Origin of the sequence: Polaromonas sp. A23, from assembly GCF_002001015.1 — a bacterium.
Taxonomy (GTDB): Bacteria; Pseudomonadota; Gammaproteobacteria; order Burkholderiales; family Burkholderiaceae_C; genus Polaromonas.
Genome location: NZ_MUNO01000006.1, coordinates 25,151 through 46,007 on the forward strand (window position 1 = coordinate 25,151; position 20,857 = coordinate 46,007).

The following is a 20,857-nucleotide window of genomic DNA, read 5'->3' on the forward strand; positions in this document are numbered from 1 at the left end:
ACCGTCCACTCAATCAGCCGCCGGCGCGGACGCCGCGGCGCTGCATCATGTCCTGGCTCATGGCTTGCAGGTCCTCCCCGGCCAGCACCGCCTGCGCGGCAGGGTAGGCTAGCTTGTCTTCGTCCATCAGGTGCCGTCCGTACAGTGCGCTGAAGCGCTCGAGTACCGCAGTCTGGGCGGGCAACAGTGGCGCCCAATCGGTGGCCGAACTTTCGGCAATGGCCTGCAGCACGCTGCGCGCAGGGGGCCACGCCGCTTCCATATCCCGGTGGTCCTGCAGGAGGCGCTGCACCAGGGCGCGCAGGCCGGCATCCGGCCCGGCGAGCAATGGCGGGAATACATGCAACTCTTCGTCCTGGTGATGCAGCGGTGCGGCAAGGTCAAAGTAACGCATCACGTCACGCGCCGCCTGGCGCGCCGAATCGTCGCGGCCGTGTTCAAGCAAGTGCTGTTGCAGACGTGCCAGCAGCGCGAGCATGCGCTCCACCCGCTCGTGGCAGGCGGCGAGCATGTCGAAAGGCGCCTCGAACCCGGCGCCCGGTGCGTGCACACCGGGCAGGGACGCAGGCTGCACGACCCGGCGCACCACCCCCATGTCAGCCGAACTGCACCGGTTGCCCCTGCGGGTCAAACGGAATAAACGCGCCGATCTTGCCTTGCTTGATGGACTCGACCATGCGCTGCAGCGGCTCCTCGGCGTCTTCGGTGGTCGGTGCGCGATTCACCGAGCCCGACATGGCCGCGGCAAACACCAGCCCCCAGTTGTGGCCAAACTGGCGGGACTCCTGCACCAGCGCGGCAAACGAGCTCAGATCCTCCGGGCGCTTGTCGACACACATCAGCGGGACCAGCGCGCCGCCCTGGCCGGCCTCAAAACGTTCGCGTTGCACCGGCGAGCTGTCCTCGGGCAGCTCGACACCGGTAAATACAAACAGCAGGCGCTGCGGTTCGGGTTGTGCGCGGGCGGCCTGCAGCAGGTCGTCAAAGCTCAGAATGTCCATGGGTTCTATCCAGTCACAGGAATTAAAAAGGGTCCGCCGGCTCGCGTTCCGGTGCGGCATCATCGGTAGAAAGGCTGCTTACAAAATCAGCAGGTACCGGCCTCAGGCGGGCGGGCTTGCGCGACTGGGCTGTGCCGACGCTGACAAAACACAGGGCATGTTCGCCGCCTGCCAGGCCGAACAGCTGGCGCAGCCCCGAGGACTTCAGTGCCTTGCCGCTGGTCAGTGACGAACCATAACCCAGGGCCGTGGCCATGAGCAGCATGTTCTGTACCGCACAGCCGGCCGAGACCAAGCGTTCAGCCAGGTCGATCCCGGCATCGCCACACTCGCCATCGACCACCACCAGCATGAGCAAGGGCGCACGATGCGCTTTTTCGCGTGCCTGCGCGATCTGTTCAGGGGTGGCCTGGGCATCGCGCTCAACCAGCGCCGCGCCGAAAACCGCGGCCAGCCGTGCGCGAGCCGCTTGCGGCACCAGCACAAAACGCCAGGGCAGAAGCTGCCCGTGGTCGGGCGCCGTGGCGGCGGCACTGAAGATCATGTCGAGTTGCTTCGCATCGGGCCCGGGTGCGACCAGCCGCTTCGGCAAAATGGTCTGGCGCGATTGCATGAGGGCTGCCGCCAGCTGCGCCGGGTCGGCGTCGGCCGTGGCGACTGCGGGGGTCTGACCGGGAAAGGCAGGCAGGTTCATCAATTCACTTTCAACCGGGACGCCCGTCGGCACGCAGGCGCCCGTACCAGTTGCCCAGACGCACTCCCCACACACCCATGACCCCGGCCCACAACAGGACGGCCGCCAGCAGCAGCCATGCGGCAAAAGCGCTTTGCGCGGCCGCACCAATACGCAGCAGCGTCGCCGCCTGAAGCAGCCAGAACAGGGTCCATACCAGCCGGTCTGCCACCAGTGCACGCCCGCTGTGACCACAGGACACGCGTGTCACCATGGCCAGCATCAGCGAGGCCAGGCAGCCCATGGTCAGGGCATGCAGCGCGCCAAGCGGCAGGACGGGGGCGTCCTCCACCAGGCCGAGCAGCTGCGCCACACCACCCAGAACAAGCGCCAGGCCGAACCACAGAAAACCGATGTGCAACATGGCAAGCAGCCGGTTCTTCAAGCTTTGCATAAGCCCCCACACCACGGCCAGCCAGAGGAAAACACCTCCGGCAGCCAGTTCAAAAACACCGCGCACGGCAGTCCAGGCCGTGCCCCCGGCACCCTGCGACTGGCCATCAAACTCCATCCACACGGCGGCCACCTCAACAGCAGCGACAGCCAGCATCAGCCGCAACACCCAGAAGGGCCGCCAGACATCGATGAAAGGCAGGGCGCTGGAGGTGAAAAACGGAATCATGCGGTGCGCCACCGAAACATACACCACCACGACAAAACCCCACAAACCCGTGAGCATGCAGGCCCGTGCCACGACAGGCGCACCCAGCAGCAGGCTGAGCGCCAGCCCGGCCAGCGCCAGGCAGCCGACCACGCAGGCCACGCCTATGGTGCGTGCATGCACCTGGTCCTCGACCGGGCTGCGCCGGAGCAGACCCCAGAACAGGGCCGTCATCCAGCCCAAGCCGGCTGCAGCCATCGCCAGCCCGACCAGGGCTGTCAAGCCATGCAGATGCGCACCGGCCAGCCACAGCAACCAGCCTGCCACCTGAAGCAGCAACGGCACCCGCAGCTGCCGGGGGGCAAGTGGCGGCACGCCCAGCCACTTGGGGCCGGCCGTAAAAAGAAAACCGGAAAAAAAGAGCGGCAAAAAACCAAAGGTCATCACCGTCCCGTGCACCAGCGAAGGCGACAGCGCGTAAGGCAGGCTCAACGCCGGACTGGCACGGTCCAGCTGCACCAGCGCCCACCACGCGCCGGCACCTACCAGGACCACCATCGCAAGGAAAAAACCCAGCCGGTGCGGCGCCAGCAACAGATGACTGGCGCGCCAACGGCGGTCTACCCTGGCACGCTCGCTGGCCGACGGCTTGCCCGGACTCACCCGCAGGGCGATGGCCGGGCGCTCACTCATCCACACACGCCCAGATGGCCGCACTGGGTGCAATAGTCGCAACCGTCCTTGCGGATCACGGCGTGGGCACCGCATTCACTGCATTTCTTGCCCGCCATCACCGGCGGTGCAAGCGCCATGTCAATTTGGGGCTCCATCACGGGTGTTGCGCCGGCAGCATGTTGCCTGGCCCGCCGCGCGATGATGTTCTGCACCGCGTAGGCAATGGCAGCCACTTCAGAGTCGTGCCACAACGGCACGCGCGTGCCGTCGGCCTTCTCGTAGGTTCCCAGCCGCACCGGGCCACGGTCCCAGGCGACCTTGCGCATGTCGCTGAGCGCACGCTCCAGAAATCCACCGCGCGCGGCCAGCGAAAGCATGCGCATGCTGGAGGTGATCCACTGCTGCGACTCGCCGCTCTGCCCCACGGGCATGAAAAATTCGATGGCACGCTCGACCGTGCCTTCCCCCATGGCGGCCGGCACGGGCAAAAAGGACACCACGATATAAAGCGTCTTGCGCCCTTCCTGCGTCCAGTAATCCACCTTTTCTGCCATCGCCGACAACGCGCCCTTGGGACGGCTTTCGATCACTGTGCGCATCGGGTCCACGGCAGGCGTTGCCGCCGGCGTGGCTGCGGGATCCGCATGGGTTTCGAGCACCGAACCGAGGATGGCGTTGGGCCGGTAGGTGGCCAGGCCCTTGAGCTTGGCGCGCCAGGCCTGCTGGTACAGGCCCTTGAAATCTTCGTACGCGTAGTCGGCCGGCACATTGACGGTCTTGGAGATCGCCGTGTCCACAAACGGTTGCACCGCTTCCATCATGCCAATGTGGCTGTCGGCAGACATCTCAAGCGCCGAAACAAAGTAGCCGGGCAGCTTGTCCACATTCCCGCCGAGCTCGCGGTACAGCCGCCACGCATGGTCTTCGACCGCGTATTCGGTGGTGCTGCCGTCGGACTCGCGCTTCTTGCGCCGGTACATCCAGGAGAACGGTGGCTCGATGCCGTTGGATGCATTGTCGGCAAACGCCAGACTGACAGTGCCAGTGGGTGCAATCGACAGCAGGTGACTGTTGCGGATGCCGTTCGCACGGATGGATTGCTGCAATGCGGCTGGCAACCGGCTGGCAAAGGTGCCTGCCGCGAGGTAGCCATCGGCATCGAACTTCGGAAACGCGCCTTTTTCCTTTGCCAGCGCCACGGATGCGGCGTAGGCTGTATCGCGCATGCTCACAGCAATGCGCGCCGCCATCTCGCGGCCTTCGGGTGCGTCGTAGCGCAGGCACAGCATGGCCAGTGCATTGCCCAGGCCGGTGAAACCGACACCGATGCGGCGCTTGGCGGCGGCCTCGGCCTGCTGCTGCGGCAAGGGCCAGAAGGTCACGTCCAGCACGTTGTCGAGTGCGCGCACCTGGGTGGTCACTGATTTGGTGAAAGCCTCGAAATCGAAATCAGGCACACCATTGAAGCCGAAGGGGTAGCGCACAAAACGCGTGAGAATGATGGGGCCGAGGTCGCAGCAGCCGTAAGGCGGAAGCGGCTGTTCGCCGCAAGGATTGGTCGCCGCAATCTCTTCACAATAACGCAGGTTGTTGTCCTGGTTGATGTGGTCCAGGAACAAAATGCCGGGCTCGGCGAAGTCGTAGGCCGAGCGCATGACGGTGTCCCACAACTCGCGCGCCGCGACGGTCTGATAGACCCACAAGCCATCGGCACGCTGAAACGCGCCCTGCTCCATCAACGGGGCACCGGGCTTGGCCTTGTGCACCAGTTCCCAGGGCTGGTCTTCGGCCAGCGCCTGCATGAACGCGTCCGGCATGCCAACCGAGACGTTGAAGTTGTTCCAGCGCCCGGGCGTGCGCTTGGCGGTGATGAATTCGTGCACGTCCGGGTGGTCGATGCGCAGCACGCCCATCTGCGCGCCGCGCCGCGAACCCGCGCTTTCCACGGTGGAGCAGGACTGGTCAAAGACGTTGATGTAGCTGCAGGGCCCAGAGGCCATGGACGCGGTGCCCTTGACCTCGGCGCCGCGTGGTCGAATGCGTGAAAAATCGTAACCCACGCCGCCACCGCGCCGCATGGTTTCGGCCGCTTCGCGCAAGGCCTCGTAAATGCCGGGATAACCGCCGTCATCCATGCCTTGGATGCAGTCGCCAACGGGCTGCACAAAGCAGTTGATCAGGGTGGCCTGGATGGTCGTGCCGGCCGCGCTCATGATGCGGCCAGCGCCTATGGCGCCGGTGTGCAGGTTCTCAAGGAACAGTGCCTCGTACCTGGCGCGTTCCGCTTCCGTCTCGACCGAGGCCAGGGCCCGGGCCACGCGCCGATACAGGTCTTCCACACCGGTCTCGCCGGGTTTGAGGTATTTTTCCTTCAGCACGTCGTGGCTGATGGGCTGGGTGGCCGTCAGATCCTGAGGCCGGCCAAACTGATCGCGTTTCATGCTTGTGCTCCTGCAATGGAAGCTGCCGGCCGAATTCCGCCAAGCAGCCATTGCAACAATTCTTGCACCGAACGGATCTGGTCGCCAAACGGCAGGCGGGCGGCACCACGGAAGAAAAGGCCTTTACGCGCATTGCCATCAAAAGCATGGCCGAGCTGCTGGTCGATGCAGAACTGGCCCATGCTGGCCACGCCATCGCGCAGGCCACAATGGGCGAGGCAGTCAAACGACATGTTGCATTTGCCCTTGACATGGGCCGCCGCCTGGAGCTTGGGTTCGAGCCGGATGTATTTGTCCAGCCAGGGGGTACGCACTGCGCGCGCCGGCAGCCCGGCCACGCTGATGAACTCCACCATGTCTTCCGGCTTCGCCTCAGCCAGTACTTTCTTGAATGCGGGATCGGCATCACACTCCTGGGTCACGGCAAACGCGGTGCCAAGCTGCACCGCCGACGCACCCAGGGCCTGCAGGCGCAGGATGTCGTCCCTGCAATTGATGCCGCCGGCGGCAATCAACGGAATTTCGCGTTCGATGCCGGCTGTCTTGAAGAACTCCAGCACTTGGGGAATAACCACATCGAAGTCAAAACGCGTGTCATGCAGGTCTGCAACTTTGGCTGCACCCAGATGGCCGCCGGCAAGGCCGGGATGCTCGATCACGATGGCATCGGGCAAACGGCCTTTTTTTTGCCACTTGCGCACCAGCAATTGCACACCGCGCGCGTCCGACAGGATGGGGATTAACACAGCATTGGGATAGTCCCGCGCCAGCTCCGGTAAATCGAGCGGCAAACCGGCGCCGACCACCAGCGCATCGGCACCACTGCTCAGCGCCTGACGCACATAGTCCTCGTAGGCACTGAGGGCCTTCATCACATTCACGGCGATCAGGCCGCGGCCTTGCGCACGCTGGCGTGCCCGACGTATTTCGCGGTCCAGCGCCTCCAGATTGGCGGCATCGATCAATGCGCGGGCATCGGGCTCCTTGTCCAGGTGGCCGGTTCTGGCCATCAGGTCGGGATGCAGGCGCCGCAGGTCCACGGACGACAAGGTGCCCACGCCACCCAAACGTGCCACTGCCCCGGCCAGACCGCCCGCGGATACACATACACCCATACCGCCCTGCACCACCGGAATCAACTCCTTGCCCGCCAGCCGCCACGGCCGAAGGCCCGAATCACGGGCAAGTGTTTGCAGTGCTGCCGCGGCGACTGCCGGGTCGGCGCCCACCCCGGCGGCCAGGTCAGTTGCTAATGATTTGTCCATCGTGCTCCACATAAGGTTGGTACGGGCCAGTGCCGCTGTTGGAGGCTATCGCAGCGGGCACAAAACTTCCTTGCCGTACATCAAAGATGTGGATTTCACCGTCTTCAATCACGTAATGCCAGCCATGCAGGGTCAAGGTGCCCTTCTCGACTTCACGCCGGACCATCGGGTAGGCCATCAGGCGCTCGAGTTGCAGCACCACGATGCGTTGTTCGGTGCGGCGAAGAGCCTCGGGGCTGGCCTGGACCGGTAACAAGGCTTCGCTGGCCAACTTGAGCCAGGCCTGCAGGGCTACTGCTTCCTCGGGAACGCCTTCGTACGCCGCGCGGATGGCGCCGCAGTGGCTGTGGCCGCAGACGATGATGCGCTCCACATGCAGGCTGAGCACCGCGAACTCGATCGCTGCCATGGTGCCATGCAGCCCGTGCGATCCGTCATAGGGCGGGATAAAGGCGCCCACGTTGCGCACGATGAAAAGCTCGCCGGGGCCGGCACCCGTCAGCAGGTAGGGCACCACGCGCGAGTCAGAACAGCCAATGAACAGTGTCTTGGGGTGTTGCCCCTGCGCCACCAGGTCCTGAAAGCGCTGCTGGTGCAGCGGAAAGTAGTCGGAGTGAAAACGCCGCAAACGCAGCAGCAACTCGTCTGCGGGGGCGACGTTTTCGGTCATTGCACCAGAGGCGAATCCGCTCCCTCGAGGGCGATACCTTCTATCTCCGCCTCCCCCACCAGCAGGCTCATGTACTGGTGCAGGGCCCTGGCACGCGACTGCATGGTCAACAGGGCCGCGATGCGTTCGCGTACCTCTTCGTACGCAGGCTGGGTACCACTGCGGCGCTCCAGCACGTCGATGATGTGAAAACCGAAGCGTGTGTGGAACAGGCGCGGATGCACGCCGGTGCCGGTTTGCGCATGCTGCAGGTGAAACAGTTCCGTTGCCAGTTCGGGTGCACAGTCGTCCGGCGTTATCCAGCCGAGGTCGCCGCCCTGCGCGCTGCTCGGGCAGTTGGACAACTCGGCGGCCAGCTGCGCAAAACGCCCCGGGGCCACCCCTTTGTGAGAAAGCTCCAGCAAGGCGCGTTCGGCATGCACTGTGAGCGCCTGGACGTTGACGCCGGGCGTGACCGCAAACAGGATATGGCGCACATGCAGCGCCTGCCCCACCAGAAACTGTGCCTTGTGTGCTTCGTAATAACGCCGGCCCTCATCTTCTGTGGGCTGGGGAGTAATCACTTCCTGATCCACCATGGCTTCGATGATTTCACGTTCGGTCTGTCCCAGCTCCGGAGTGGTCAAGCCGGTGTGACGCGTCAGCAGGCCTTGCGACACCGCCTGCTGGCGCAGCAGCTCGGTGTAGGCCAGCTCGCGCAGCGAGGCCGTGTCTGGCCGCTGCCCGGGTGCATGCAGGGCGATGCCGTTGACAAAGACTTCCTGCACGGCAGGCTGGGCCGCGGCAGAAGCGCACTGGCAGGAGCCGCTGCCGCAGCCCTGGGCGGCGGCGGGTGAAGAAAGCGTCTGTGTGGTCATGGAGGGTCCCTGGTTCAGTGTGAGGGGTCAAGGAGCGCCGGGCGACTTGGCCCGGGGAACGCCAAGGCGGCGGCTGCGCACCATCTGATAGGGGCGGAACAGGTAGGCGACCACTCCGAAGCCGCTCCACACATGAACCAGGCGGCTGAAGGGGAACAGCAGGAAAATGGTCATCCCGAACACGATGTGGAAACGGTAGGGCCAGGGCAGGACAGCCAGCGCCGCGGAGTCCACCTCGCGCAGGGTAAGAATGCGCTGCGCCCATTCGGCCAGGATCAACATCACGCTGCCATCCGCATGTCCCCATGAATACGGCAGGGTGATCAGGCCCACCACCAGCTGCACCCACAGGATCAACAGAATCGCCAGATCGGTTTTGTGGCTGGTGTAACGAATGCGCGGGTCAAACATGCGACGGTAGATCAGCATCGACAAGCCGATGAAACAGATGAAACCGGCAACGCCCCCCGCGTAGATCGCCATGCGCTGCTTGGTCGCAGCGTCCATGAAAAAGCCATAGACCGCATGCGGCGTCAACAGGCCGACCAGGTGGCCAAAAAACAGAAACAGAATGCCCACGTGGAACAGATTGCTTCCCCATCGCAGCAGGCCGGTGCGCAGCAGCTGCGAAGAGTCGCTTTTCCAGGTGTACTGGTCGCGGTCGAAGCGAATCAGGCTGCCCAGCAGGAACACGGTCAGGCAGATGTAGGGATAGACCCCAAAAAGGAATCCGTGAAGTCCGAGGCTCATGCTTGCACTCCTTGGGTGGGGCGTGCCTTGCGTACGTGCGGCACGATATGGATAGGCTGCGGCTGGTCTGGCCGGGCCTGGCCCCTGGACGAGCAGCCATCAAAGACGACCGGTTCTTCCCAGACCGCGTCGATAGGTTCTTCCGCCGCGATCTGCACCGGTTGGGCCTTTTCGCCGGCCAGTTCCAGCAAGGCCCCCAGCACGGAGGCGTAGGCACTTTCGCGCTGCTGCAGCGCTGCGAAAATCGCATTGAAGATATGCGCCATCTCGGCCAGAAACTCGCGCGCCTCGCGCGGCGGCTGGGTCGAGGTGAATTCGAGCACCACCGGCAGGAAATCCGGCATCTCGCCTTCGGCCAGATACATGCCAGCCTTCTCATAGGTCTGCGCCAGGTCAATCATGGCCGGTCCGCGATCGCGCGAGTCGCCATGTACGTGTTCAAACAAGTGCAGCGATGTGGCGCGGCCCCGGTCGAACAACTCGACATACGCCGCCTCGGTCTCGAGCGCCGGCGCAAGGGCGAGCGCTTCGATCAAGGCGTCCAGCTCGGCCAGTCGCAACGGCTCCAGGGCACGCTCTTCGTGCAGCGCCTCGCGCAGCGCGCCCAGATGGCTGCGCAGTTCGGCATCAGGATAAGCAAGCAGCCGGGCCAGCACGCGCAGGCTCTTCGACGCCACGACGGGGGTGTTGCTGAAAAGTGCCATGGTCAAACCTCCACCTTGATGGGAATAGTGCGTTTCTTGTTGCCGCCGAACAGGCTGACATCGCTGGCGCCGTCGGAGCAACCGTTGCCGAAGGTGAAGCCGCAGCCGCCGCGCATGTCGAATGCGTTTTCGGCGTATTCGCGGTGGGAGCTCGGAATCACGAAGCGGTCTTCGTAGTTGGCGATGGCCATGATGTGGTACATCTCCTCGACCTCGGCCACGGTCAGGCCGGCCTGCTCCAGCACCGCCAGGTTCTGCACCTGGTCCACATGTTTGCTGCGCTGGTAGGACCGCATCGCCAGCATGCGCTGCAGTGAACGGATCACCGGTGCCGTGTCACCGGCGGTCAGCAGGTTGGCCAGGTACTGCACGGGAATGCGCATCTGCGCGATGTCGGGCAGCTCGCCGTTCACGCCAATATGGCCGGCGTTGGCTGCCGAGGTGATCGGTGACAGCGGCGGCACGTACCAGACCATGGGCAGCGTGCGGTACTCGGGGTGCAGCGGCAGCGCCACCTTCCACTCCACCGCCATCTTGTAGACCGGGCTGCGGCGGGCGCCTTCCAGCCAGGCTTCGGGGATGCCGTCCTTGCGCGCCTGTTCAATCACTTTCGGATCGTTCGGGTCCAGGAAGATGTCGAGCTGGGCCTGGTACAGGTCCTTGTCGTCTTCCACGCTGGCCGCTTCCTGGATGCGGTCGGCGTCGTACAGCACCACACCTAGGTAGCGGATGCGGCCCACACAGGTTTCGCTGCAGACGGTCGGCTGGCCGGCTTCGATCCGCGGGTAGCAGAAGGTGCATTTCTCGGCCTTGCCGCTCTTCCAGTTGTAGTAGATTTTCTTGTACGGGCAGCCCGAGACACACATGCGCCAGCCGCGGCACTTGTCCTGGTCGATCAGCACGATGCCGTCTTCCTCGCGCTTGTAGATCGAGCCTGAAGGACAGGACGCCACACAGGCCGGGTTCAGGCAGTGCTCGCACAGGCGCGGCAAATACATCATGAAGGTGTTTTCGAACTGCCCGACCATGTCTTTCTGGACCTGGTCGAAGTTCGCCAGGTTGGCGTCCTTGCTGCGCTTGGAAAATTCGCCGCCGAGGATCTCTTCCCAGTTCGGCCCCCACTCGATTTTTTCCATGCGCTTGCCGGTGATCAGACTGCGAGGCCGCGCCGTTGGCGCGGCTTTCATTTCTGGCGCCGACTGCAGATGGTCGTAGTCAAAAGTGAAGGGCTCGTAGTAGTCATCGATCTGCGGCATGTTCGGGTTGGAGAAGATGCGCATCAGCAGCTTCCACTTGCCGCCCTGGCGCGGCTCAATGGAACCATCGGCCTTGCGCACCCAGCCACCGTTCCACTTGTCCTGGTTTTCCCACTCCTTGGGGTAACCGATGCCGGGCTTGGTTTCGACGTTGTTGAACCAGGCGTATTCCATCCCTGGCCGGCTGGTCCAGACGTTTTTGCAGGTTACCGAACAGGTGTGGCAGCCGATGCACTTGTCCAGGTTCAGCACCATGCCGATTTGTGCGCGTACTTTCATGCTGCTTCTCCCATTTGCTGCACAGCGAACGCTCTGTCGTCATCGCGCGGTGTGTCCAGCCAGTCCACTTTGTCCATCTTGCGCACCACGACAAATTCGTCGCGGTTGGTGCCTATGGTTCCGTAGTAGTTGAAGCCGTATGAGAGTTGCGCATACCCGCCGATCATGTGGGTCGGCTTGAGCACGATGCGTGTGACCGAGTTGTGGATGCCGCCACGCTGGCCGGTGATCTCCGAACCCGGGGTGTTGACGATTTTTTCCTGCGCGTGATACATCATGACCATGCCGGGCTTGACCCGCTGGCTGACGACGGCCCGCGCGGCAATGGCTCCGTTGACGTTGTAGGCCTCGATCCAGTCGTTGTCTTCCACGCCGATGAGCTTGGCGTCATCTTCACTGAGCCAGATGATGGGCCCGCCCCGGCTCAGCGTCAGCATCAACAGGTTGTCGGTGTACGTTGAGTGAATGCCCCACTTCTGGTGCGGCGTGATGAAGTTCAGCAGTATCTCGGTGTTGCCGTTGGTACGGATACCGTGCACCCCGGCGGTGGCCTTCAGGTTCACCGGCGGCCGGTAGCTGGCCAGGCCCTCGCCGAAAGCCAGCATCCACGGGTGGTCCTGGTAGAACTGCTGACGGCCCGTGAGGGTGCGCCATGGGATCAGTTCATGCACATTGGTGTAGCCGGCGTTGTACGACACGGTTTCCGATTCGATACCACTCCAGGTCGGTGAGCTGATGATCTTGCGCGGCTGCGCCTGGATGTCGCGGAAGCGAATCTTCTCGTCCTCGCGGTGAAGTGCCAGGTGCATGTGCTCGCGCCCGGTCTGCTTGCCGAGTGCCGCCCAGGCCTTGACAGCCACGTGGCCGTTGGTTTCAGGCGCAAGCTGCAAGACCATTTCGCAGGCATCGATGTCGCTGTTGATGCGTGGCATGCCCTGCGTTACACCGGGCTCCGTCACCAGGCCGTTGAGTTCGCCAAGCTGACGCACTTCGGTTTCCGTATTCCAGGCGATGCCCTTGCCGCCGTTGCCCACCTTGCTGAGCAGGAGGCCGACGGCCGTGAAACGTTTGTAGACGTTGGGATAGTCGCGTTCAACCACCTGCATCTGGGGTGCCGTCTTGCCGGGCACCAACTCGCACTCGCCGCGCTTCCAGTCCTTGACGTCAAAAGGCTGGGCCAGCTCGCCCGGGCTATCGTGCATCACCGGGGTCAGCACCATTTCCTTCTCGACACCGAGATGGCCTTCGCACAGTTCGCTGAATTTCCTCGCGAAGCCCTTGTAGATTTCCCAGTCGCTTTTGGATTGCCACACCGGGTCCACCGCGGTGGACAGCGGATGGATGAAGGGGTGCATGTCACTGGTGTTGAGGTCGTTTTTTTCGTACCAGGTCGCGGTCGGCAACACGATATCGGAGTACAAGCAGGTCGTGCTCATGCGGAAATCGAGCGTGACCAGCAGGTCCAGTTTGCCTTCGGGTGCCTTGTCGTGCCAGACCACCTCCTGGGGCTTGCCTTCTTCGGCGCCGAGGTCTTTTCCCTGAACGCCGTTGTCCGTACCGAGCAGGTGCTTGAGGAAATACTCATGGCCCTTGCCCGACGAACCGATGATGTTGGAGCGCCAGACAAACATGTTGCGTGGCCAGTTGTCCGGATGGTCCGGGTCCTCGCAGCTCATCTTGAGCGAACCGTCCTTGAGCGACTTGACGACATAGTCCTTGGCATCCAGACCCGCGGCCTGCGCGTCCTTGACCACCTGCATCGGGTTGGTCTGCAATTGCGGCGCGCTCGGCAACCAGCCCATGCGTTCGGCGCGCACGTTGTAGTCAATCATGCTGCCGCCGTAAAGCTTCTTGTCAGCGAGCGGGGACAACACCTCGTCAACGCCGAGCTTCTCGTAGCGCCACTGGTCGGTGTGCGCATAAAAGAAGCTGGTGGAGTTCATCTGCCGGGGTGGACGGATCCAGTCGAGCGCAAAGGCCAGCGGTGTCCAGCCGGTTTGCGGCCGCAGTTTTTCCTGGCCCACGTAGTGCGCCCAGCCGCCACCGCTCTTGCCGATGCAGCCGCACATCATCAGCATGTTGATGACACTGCGGTAATTCATGTCACTGTGGTACCAGTGGTTCATGCCAGCGCCGATAATGACCATGGACCGGCCTTCGGTCTTGTCGGCATTGTCGGCAAACTGGCGTGCAACGGCGATGATCTGGTCGCGCGGCACACCGGTGATCTGCTCCTGCCAGGCCGGGGTGTAGGGGGTGTTGTCGTCAAAGTCGGCGGCGGCCAGTTCACCGGGCAAGCCGCGGGGAATGCCGTACTGCGCGGCCTGCAGGTCGAACACGGTCGCCACCAGGGCCGAACGCTCCTCGCCGGCCTTGCCGAGGGAAATGCGCTGCACCGGTACCGTACGCACCAGCACATCACCCTGCTCGTTGTTCTGGAAATGTTCATGGTGGATACCGCCGAAGTACGGAAAGCCGACCTTGGCGCTGTCGGCGCTGGGTGCATCACCCTCCATCACCGACAGCTTGAGGGTGACCTCGTCACCCTGGCGCGCCTCCTTGGACTCAAGGTTCCACTGCCCGGCGTCGGCACGGCCGTCCGGACCCCAGCGAAAGCCGATGGCACCGTGCGGCAGCACGACCTTGCCCTGCGCGTCGAAGGCGACGGTTTTCCATTCGGGGTTGTTCGCCTGGCCCAGCTTGCCGTTGAAGTCTGACGCACGCACATAACGGTCCGGCACCATGACAGTCTCGCCGTTTTCCAGCTGATGCTCCTTGAGCATGACCAGCATGGGCAGGTCGGTGTAGCGGCGTGCGTAGTGGTCGAAGTAGGCTGAGCGCGGCTTGCCGTTGCCGCCGAAATAGAAATCCTTCAGGATTACATGGCCCATGGCCATGGCGACCGCAGCATCGGTGCCTTGCTTGGGGTGCAGCCACAGGTCGGACAACTTGGCGACCTCGGAATAGTCGGGCGTGATGGCCACGGTTTTGGTGCCCTTGTAACGGACTTCGGTGAAGAAGTGCGCGTCGGGGGTGCGCGTCTGCGGCACGTTGGAGCCCCATGCAATGATGAACCCGGAGTTGTACCAGTCAGCCGACTCAGGCACGTCGGTCTGCTCACCCCAGATTTGCGGACTCGAGGGGGGCAGGTCGCAGTACCAGTCGTAAAAACTCATGCACACGCCGCCAATCAGCGACAGGTAACGCGAGCCCGCCGCGTAACTGACCATGGACATCGCCGGAATCGGTGAAAAGCCGATGATGCGGTCGGCGCCGTGCTTCTTGATCGTGTGAACGTTGGAGGCCGCAATGATCTCGTTAACCTCGTCCCAGCTGGAACGAACAAAGCCGCCAAGGCCGCGCACACTCTGGTAGTCGCGCCGCTTGACGTCGTCCTGCACCACGGCCGCCCAGGCCTCCACCGGCGGCAAAGTCAGGCGCGCCTCGCGCCAGTGTTTGAGCAGGCGCGCACGCACCATGGGGTATTTCACGCGGTTGGCGCTGTAGAGGTACCAGCTGTAGCTGGCACCGCGCGCGCAGCCGCGCGGCTCGTGGTTAGGCATGTCCCAGCGCGTGCGCGGGTAGTCGGTCTGCTGGGTTTCCCAGGTGACGATGCCGCCCTTGACATAAATCTTCCACGAGCACGATCCGGTGCAGTTCACGCCATGGGTGCTACGCACGATCTTGTCGTGCGCCCAGCGGTTGCGGTAGGCGTCTTCCCAGGTCCGGTCTTCGGCGGTGGTGACACCGTGAGCCCCGGAGAAGGACTCCCTGGGGTTGGAAAAGTGACTCAGTCGATCAAGAAAATGACTCATTGGATTCTCCGGTAAAGCGGTAAAAGCGGGCTCTGCGGCGGGTCAGGGGTTTTTGATCTCTGCGCCGCGGCGCAGGTAAAACCACCAGTTCAGCACCAGGCACAGGGCATAAAAGATGGCAAAGCCGTACATGGCGTTTTCCGGCGTGCCGGCCTTGATTTGCGCGCCGATGACCACCGGGGCGATGAAGGCGCCGTAGGCGGCAATGGCCGAGGTCCAGCCCAACACCGGGCCGGCCTGTTGGCGATCGAAAATGACGCCAATCGTGCGGAAGGTGGAACCGTTGCCGATGCCGCTGGCGGCAAACAACACGATAAACAACACCATGAAGAGTAAAAAATACTCCTCGGGCGTGGCCGACTTGTAGGCCAGAAGCATGACGTAGCCCACGCCTGCCGAGGCCGCGACCATGACGGCAGAAATAACCTGGGTCACGATGGAGCCGCCCACCTTGTCGGACACCCAACCACCCACGGGGCGAATCAACGCGCCTACAAAGGGACCTATCCAGGCGAAGGTCAGTGCCGAGGGCGCGTTGGGATTTTTCAGCACGTGCTGCATGACACCTGCTGCGTCAGGCACATGGCTGATGCCAAAAATCACCGTGATGGCCAGCGGCAAGGCCATCGAAAATCCGATGAAGGAGCCGAAGGTCACGATGTACAGCAAGGTCAGCGACCAGGTGTGTTTGTTGCTGAAGATCGCAAACTGCTTGGTGATGTTTTCTTTCATCGTGCCAAAAGCAGTGAGCTTGAGCACCAGCAAGGTGCTTGCCACAATCAAGGGCATGGCGATCCACATGTTGAGCAAGCCCAAGCCCGTGGGTTTGGGCAGGTAAAGGTACAGGCCGATGCCTGCCGGCACAAACGACAGCGTGTAGAGCCAGATGATTTTGAGAAAAGCCGGGATCGTGCCGCCAATGGCGGGAGAAACGGTCTTCAGGTTGTTCATGCCAAAGAAACAGAGGGCCGACAACGGTATCAGCGACAACAGCCAGGCAAAGCCGGCGTTCTGTATCCAAGTCGGTGTGCCCGCAACAATCTTGCCGAAAATCCAGCCGCTGTCCTTGACCAGCGTGGTCGATTCGCCTGCGAAGCCTCCAAACAGACTCAGGGTCATCACCAGCGGTATGACGATCTGCATGGTCGTCACGCCGAAATTGCCCAGTCCCGCATTCAGGCCAAGTGCCGTGCCTTGCAGCCGCTTGGGAAAGAAGGTGCTGATGTTGGACATGGAGCTGGCGAAGTTGCCGCCACCCACCCCACACCACAAGGCCATCAACTGAAAGGACCACAGTGGCCACTCGGGATGCTGCAGCACGATGCCGGTACCGATGGCCGGTGCCAGCAGCATTGAAGTTGTCAGGAAGATGGTGTTTCGCCCCCCGGCCAAGCGGATCAGGAAAGAGGCCGGAATGCGCATGGTGGCGCCGGCAAGACCCGCAATGGCCGTCAGCGTGAAGAGTTCGGCCTGGGTGAAGGGAAAGCCCAGGTTGAGCATCTGCACGGTGATGATGCCCCACATGCCCCAGACAGCAAAGCCGCAGAGCAGGCTGGGCACGGAGATCCAGAGGTTGCGGTAGGCAATACGCTTGCCGGTGCTTTCCCAGAACTGCTCGTCCTCGGGACGCCAATCGGTGATGTCGGCGCCGGAGGAACGCGACTGAAGGGCCGGAATGGCAGCACTCGCTGCGGACTTGGTACTCATGATTTTTTCCTTGAAGAAGATGGCCGCATCAGGCCGATGCGCCGCTTGCGTTCGATCCCATGACCTCGGTGCGCCGCACCTCGGTCCAGTACATCCAGATCAGCGAGACCCAAACAATGCCGTACATGAACATGAAAGCGCTGGAGCGGATGCCCGTCAGGTCCATCAGGCCGCCGAAGATGATGGGCAACACAAAACCGCCCAGGCCACCGGCCAGGCCGACAATGCCGCTGATTGCACCGATGTTGGCGCCGTAGTCGTCGCTGATGTACTTGAACACGCTGGCCTTGCCGAAGGCCCAGGCAATGCCCAGGATGAACATCAGCGCGGTAAAGGTATAGACGTTCAGGCCGATGTGAAAGGTTGCCGGGCCATTGACCGTGAGAATGGTGAAATCGGTCTGCGGGTAGGACAGCAGGAAGAGGCAGATCCAGCTGACCCACATCACCCACCAGGTCACGCTGTGCGCACCGTACTTGTCCGACAACACACCGCCAAAGGCCCGCAGCACGCCCCCGGGCAATGAGAAGCAGGCGGCCAGCAGCGCGGCCACGCGGATGTCGAGGCCAAATTCACCCACGTAGTACTGCACCATCCAGAGCGACAGGGCCACATAGCCGCCGAACACAATGCTGTAGTACTGGCAGTATTTGAGGACCTTGGGATCTTTCAAGGCCTTGAGCTGGTCGCTGAACTTGACGTGGCTGGGTACCAGGTGCGAAGGATCGCTGTAACTGAACAGCCAGAACAACACCAGCGCAGCCAGCATGATGACCGCATACACCTGCGGCACCATGGCCCAGCCAAAAGCCACCAGCAGCACCGGCGCCACAAACTTGTTGACAGCCGCGCCGGAATTGCCAGCGCCATACACACCCATGGCCATGCCCTGGCGTTTTTTGGGGAACCAGCGCGCCACATAGGGTGTACCCACCGAGAAAGATCCACCGGCCAGGCCGACAAAAAGGCCGATCACCAGGAAATGCCAGTAGGCTGTGGCGTAACTCATGAGCCAGATGGCAGGCACCGTGGCGGCCATCAGAAGCGCCATGACGATGCGCCCGCCGTAGCGGTCGGTCCAGATGCCCAGCGGGACGCGGATCAGCGAGCCGGTCAGCACCGGCGTGGCCGCGAGCAAGCCGAATTCCGTGGCGTTGAGGTTGAGCATCTTCTTGATCGGAATGCCGATCACGCCGAACATCATCCAGACCATGAAGCAGACGGTGAAGGCCAGCGTGCTGACAATCAGCACCGACCAGGCCTTCCTTGAATTACCAAGTTCAGAACTCATGCATGTTTCTCCTGAGACATGGCATGACTGTCGGCTTTTAACGCGCCGCTGAATATCCTCCTTAGGAACAGGAAAACGGCATAAAAGAAACGGCGGCAAACCCGGCCGTCTCGTCCTGAAGAACTACTGCCGGGTCAAACTGCGCCGGACTTGATTTTTGTCAAGTCAGGTCGCGGCCAGTCGCGTAAACGGCGGCCTGCACCCGCGAGCTGAGCTGCAATTTGCGCAGGATGTGCTGGACGTGAATCTTCACCGTGGTCTCCGCAATGTCGAGCTTGCGGGCAATCACCTTGTTGCTGTCGCCGTTCGCAACCAGCGCAAGCACCTCCCGCTCGCGGGCCGACAGCAGCGCAAGGGCCGAGTCGTCCTGCGTCGGCGCGCTCCCGTTGTGACCCGTCTCCACGGGGGCGGCCTCCCCGGTCGTGGGCAGTGGGGGTTTGGACCGGAAGGCAGCCACCAGCTTGGTCATCATCTCCGGGCTGACCACCGACTCGCCATCCAGCACCTTGATGATGGACTCAGACAAGCTGTCGAGCTCCACGGTTTTGAGCAGATAACCGTCGGCGCCTGCCTGCAGCGCGGTGGCAAGATCGTCTTCGTTTTCACTCACCGTCAGCATCAGTATGCGGGCACCGGGCGCTGCATCCTTGAGCGCGGCAATGCCGTCAACACCGAGAACACCAGGCAGGTGGTTGTCGAGCAGGACGAGATCCGGTTTACGCCGCTCCACGCAGCGCAGGGCCTCGCCGATATCGCCGGCTTCCCCGGCGACCTCGAAACGCCCGTCCTGCGACAGCAGTGCAACCAGCCCGCGACGGAACAGAGTGTGGTCGTCGACCACCAGCAGCTCAATCGGTTTCACGGTGTTCTTTCTTCAACTGGTGTGTGCAGGCAACGCCATGCCCGGTGACTTCACCGCCATGCCACCACCCACCTCCGGATGCGGCGGCAGCGTCAGCATGACTGTGGTGCCCTGCCCCGCCGCGGAAGCCACCTTGACCTCGGCACCGATGCGGCTGGCACGCTCGCGCATGATGTTCAGACCTACATGGGAGTCGCCGGGATGTTTGCTGGTGTCAAAGCCGGCGCCATTGTCGTGGACCACAAAACGCCAGCGCTCGCCCTTGACCACATCCAGGCCGACTTGTGTGGCGCCAGCATGTTTTCGTATATTGGACAGGGCCTCCTGGAGTACATGCAAGACCTGAACCTGCACGTCTGAAGGCAGCGGCAGCCCCTGGCCCTGCACCTGCAACTGGGCAGGAAGACCCGTCTGACTCTGGAACTTCTGCAGGGTTTCCTGCAAGGCTTGCTCGATGTCGTCTGTATTGGTCCGCGTGCGGAAATGAACCAGCAACTCACGAACGTCCCCAATGCTTTCACGCAAGCCGACGTCCAACTCATCAAGGGTGGCCTGGACCTGCTGCTCCTGGCCGCGCTGCACGGCAGAGCGCAGCAACTGCACCTGGATCTTCAGGAACGCGAGCGACTGTGCGATCGAGTCATGCAGGTTGCGCGCCAGCAGTGCGCGCTCTTCCGCCACGGCGGCTTCCCGGTCCAGGGCATCGGCGCGCAGGCCTTCCAGCGAACTGGCCAGATGGCTCGCCAGCGCGTCCAGCAACTCGGTTTCATCGGCGCTCAGCAGGACAGGTGTGCGAAAGAACAGGTTGAATTCACCCAGCACGCGCTGCTGCAGGCGTATCGGCACGCTGACCACGCTCTCGTAGCCCACCTTGGCGCAGTGGCGTACTGGCGCTTCGTCGTGACTGAGGATGGGAATCACCCGGGTGCGCGCGTCCGGCTTCAGGTTGCCACAGGCGCAAGCCCCGGCCAACAGGCTGCGCTCTTCTTCCACGAGGTCTTGCGGGAAACAATCCGTCGCCAGCATCAGGTAGCGCTGGTTGGCATCGTCTGACCAGCGAACCGCGGCGGCGTCCGCTTTCATCACGCCGCGCACGCGCTGGGCAAAACCGCGCGCCAGCTCGTCAATGCTGCCCGCCTGGGCCAGGAAGGCACTGACCTTGTACAGCGCCTCCAGCCGCGCGCGCTGCGCCTCGATACGCCGTGTCTTCGCCTCGACCTTGGCTTCCAGCCCTTCGTAAAGCGACTGTAGCGTCATGGCCATGTGGTTGAAGCCGGCGGCCACCTGGCCAAACTCGTCTACGGCATCAACCTCGACTCGCGTTCTGAAGTCCCCGGACTCCAGCTTGCGCAAGCTCTCGCGAAGCTGCCCCAAAGGATTGATCACGTACATGTAGCCGGTGTAGAGCATGATGACCGCCCCGCCTATAGCCAGTGCCATCATCAGGAGCTGGAACAGGTTCAGGATGGCGGTCAGGCGGGACAGATGCTGCTCGATCACCAGCACCAGGTGGTCGCTCGCCTCCACAAACTCGCCGCCGGCCTTCAGCAGGGCCTGCGCCTGCGGAGCCGGTTCGGCCAGCCACAGCTGCCGCTGATCACGCCACAGGGACTCGACGTTGGCAAAACGCAAGCGCACCTGGTCGTCCCACGGCACAAACAGCGGCCGGGACGGATCACCCTCGCGCAGCAGCGCCAGGCTCTCGTCGAACCGAGCCACCAGGCCCTGCAATTCGTTGCGCTCCACCCCCGCCTGCACCGCGCTGGCCAGGCGCCAGGTCTGCATGCGCATGCGCCCGGCCTCGTTGACAGCCGCCGCGCCTCCCTCCAGCTGCCAGGTCACCCACAGCGTCAAGCCGATCGACATCAAGGCGACCAACAGCAGGCTCGCGCCTATGCGCATGAGTTTTTTGGAAAGCGAGGCCGTCTGTTGCATGGGCGCTAGCGTAAC

General features: G+C 62.9%; 16 protein-coding genes. All 16 read right to left on the reverse strand.

Annotated features, from left to right (window positions below; translation table 11 throughout):
- Nucleotides 1-13: 13 nt before the first annotated feature.
- The gene (locus B0B52_RS02370; protein WP_077592144.1) at nucleotides 14-511 is read right to left on the reverse strand and encodes a hemerythrin domain-containing protein; all 498 of its coding nucleotides are present in this window, start codon (nucleotides 509-511) and stop codon (nucleotides 14-16) included.
- An 85-nt stretch (nucleotides 512-596) separates the two neighbouring features.
- Nucleotides 597-1,001, reverse strand: coding sequence for a ribonucleotide reductase subunit alpha (locus B0B52_RS02375; RefSeq protein ID WP_077592007.1), 405 nt, complete (start codon nucleotides 999-1,001; stop codon nucleotides 597-599).
- Nucleotides 1,002-1,023: 22 nt separating this feature from the next.
- Nucleotides 1,024-1,695, reverse strand: a complete 672-nt coding sequence (locus tag B0B52_RS02380) for a nitroreductase (RefSeq protein ID WP_077592008.1) — start codon at nucleotides 1,693-1,695, stop codon at nucleotides 1,024-1,026.
- 10 nt (nucleotides 1,696-1,705) lie between these two features.
- Nucleotides 1,706-3,028 (reverse strand): NnrS family protein, encoded by a 1,323-nt coding sequence (locus B0B52_RS02385; RefSeq protein WP_077592009.1) that lies wholly within the window; start codon nucleotides 3,026-3,028, stop codon nucleotides 1,706-1,708.
- The gene (locus B0B52_RS02390) at nucleotides 3,025-5,451 is read right to left on the reverse strand and encodes an adenosylcobalamin-dependent ribonucleoside-diphosphate reductase (RefSeq protein ID WP_077592010.1); all 2,427 of its coding nucleotides are present in this window, start codon (nucleotides 5,449-5,451) and stop codon (nucleotides 3,025-3,027) included. Before B0B52_RS02390 ends, B0B52_RS02385 begins: the two co-directional genes overlap by 4 nt.
- Nucleotides 5,448-6,716, reverse strand: coding sequence for a nitronate monooxygenase family protein (locus B0B52_RS02395; RefSeq protein ID WP_077592011.1), 1,269 nt, complete (start codon nucleotides 6,714-6,716; stop codon nucleotides 5,448-5,450). Before B0B52_RS02395 ends, B0B52_RS02390 begins: the two co-directional genes overlap by 4 nt.
- A complete protein-coding gene (locus B0B52_RS02400) occupies nucleotides 6,694-7,386 on the reverse strand; it encodes a carbonic anhydrase (RefSeq protein ID WP_077592012.1) in 693 nt (230 codons plus the stop codon). Before B0B52_RS02400 ends, B0B52_RS02395 begins: the two co-directional genes overlap by 23 nt.
- Nucleotides 7,383-8,243, reverse strand: a complete 861-nt coding sequence (locus B0B52_RS02405; RefSeq protein WP_077592013.1) for a peptidylprolyl isomerase — start codon at nucleotides 8,241-8,243, stop codon at nucleotides 7,383-7,385. Before B0B52_RS02405 ends, B0B52_RS02400 begins: the two co-directional genes overlap by 4 nt.
- A gap of 27 nt (nucleotides 8,244-8,270) precedes the next feature.
- Nucleotides 8,271-8,993 (reverse strand): respiratory nitrate reductase subunit gamma, encoded by a 723-nt coding sequence (narI, locus tag B0B52_RS02410; RefSeq protein ID WP_077592014.1) that lies wholly within the window; start codon nucleotides 8,991-8,993, stop codon nucleotides 8,271-8,273.
- Nucleotides 8,990-9,697: a nitrate reductase molybdenum cofactor assembly chaperone gene (narJ, locus tag B0B52_RS02415; protein ID WP_077592015.1), complete on the reverse strand. Its 708-nt coding sequence runs from the start codon at nucleotides 9,695-9,697 to the stop codon at nucleotides 8,990-8,992. The genes narI and narJ overlap by 4 nt, the downstream gene beginning before the upstream one ends.
- Before the next feature lie 2 nt (nucleotides 9,698-9,699).
- On the reverse strand, nucleotides 9,700-11,232 hold the full coding sequence (gene narH, locus B0B52_RS02420; RefSeq protein WP_077592016.1) for a nitrate reductase subunit beta: 1,533 nt from the start codon (nucleotides 11,230-11,232) through the stop codon (nucleotides 9,700-9,702).
- On the reverse strand, nucleotides 11,229-15,047 hold the full coding sequence (locus tag B0B52_RS02425; protein ID WP_077592017.1) for a nitrate reductase subunit alpha: 3,819 nt from the start codon (nucleotides 15,045-15,047) through the stop codon (nucleotides 11,229-11,231). Before B0B52_RS02425 ends, narH begins: the two co-directional genes overlap by 4 nt.
- A 42-nt stretch (nucleotides 15,048-15,089) precedes the next feature.
- Nucleotides 15,090-16,754 (reverse strand): MFS transporter, encoded by a 1,665-nt coding sequence (locus B0B52_RS02430; RefSeq protein WP_077592018.1) that lies wholly within the window; start codon nucleotides 16,752-16,754, stop codon nucleotides 15,090-15,092.
- A 28-nt stretch (nucleotides 16,755-16,782) separates the two neighbouring features.
- Nucleotides 16,783-18,045 (reverse strand): nitrate/nitrite transporter, encoded by a 1,263-nt coding sequence (locus tag B0B52_RS02435; RefSeq protein WP_077592019.1) that lies wholly within the window; start codon nucleotides 18,043-18,045, stop codon nucleotides 16,783-16,785.
- Between the two features lie 160 nt (nucleotides 18,046-18,205).
- On the reverse strand, nucleotides 18,206-18,907 hold the full coding sequence (locus tag B0B52_RS02440; protein ID WP_077592020.1) for a response regulator: 702 nt from the start codon (nucleotides 18,905-18,907) through the stop codon (nucleotides 18,206-18,208).
- A gap of 12 nt (nucleotides 18,908-18,919) precedes the next feature.
- Nucleotides 18,920-20,842, reverse strand: coding sequence for a type IV pili methyl-accepting chemotaxis transducer N-terminal domain-containing protein (locus tag B0B52_RS02445; RefSeq protein WP_077592021.1), 1,923 nt, complete (start codon nucleotides 20,840-20,842; stop codon nucleotides 18,920-18,922).
- Between the last annotated feature and the right edge of the window lie 15 nt (nucleotides 20,843-20,857).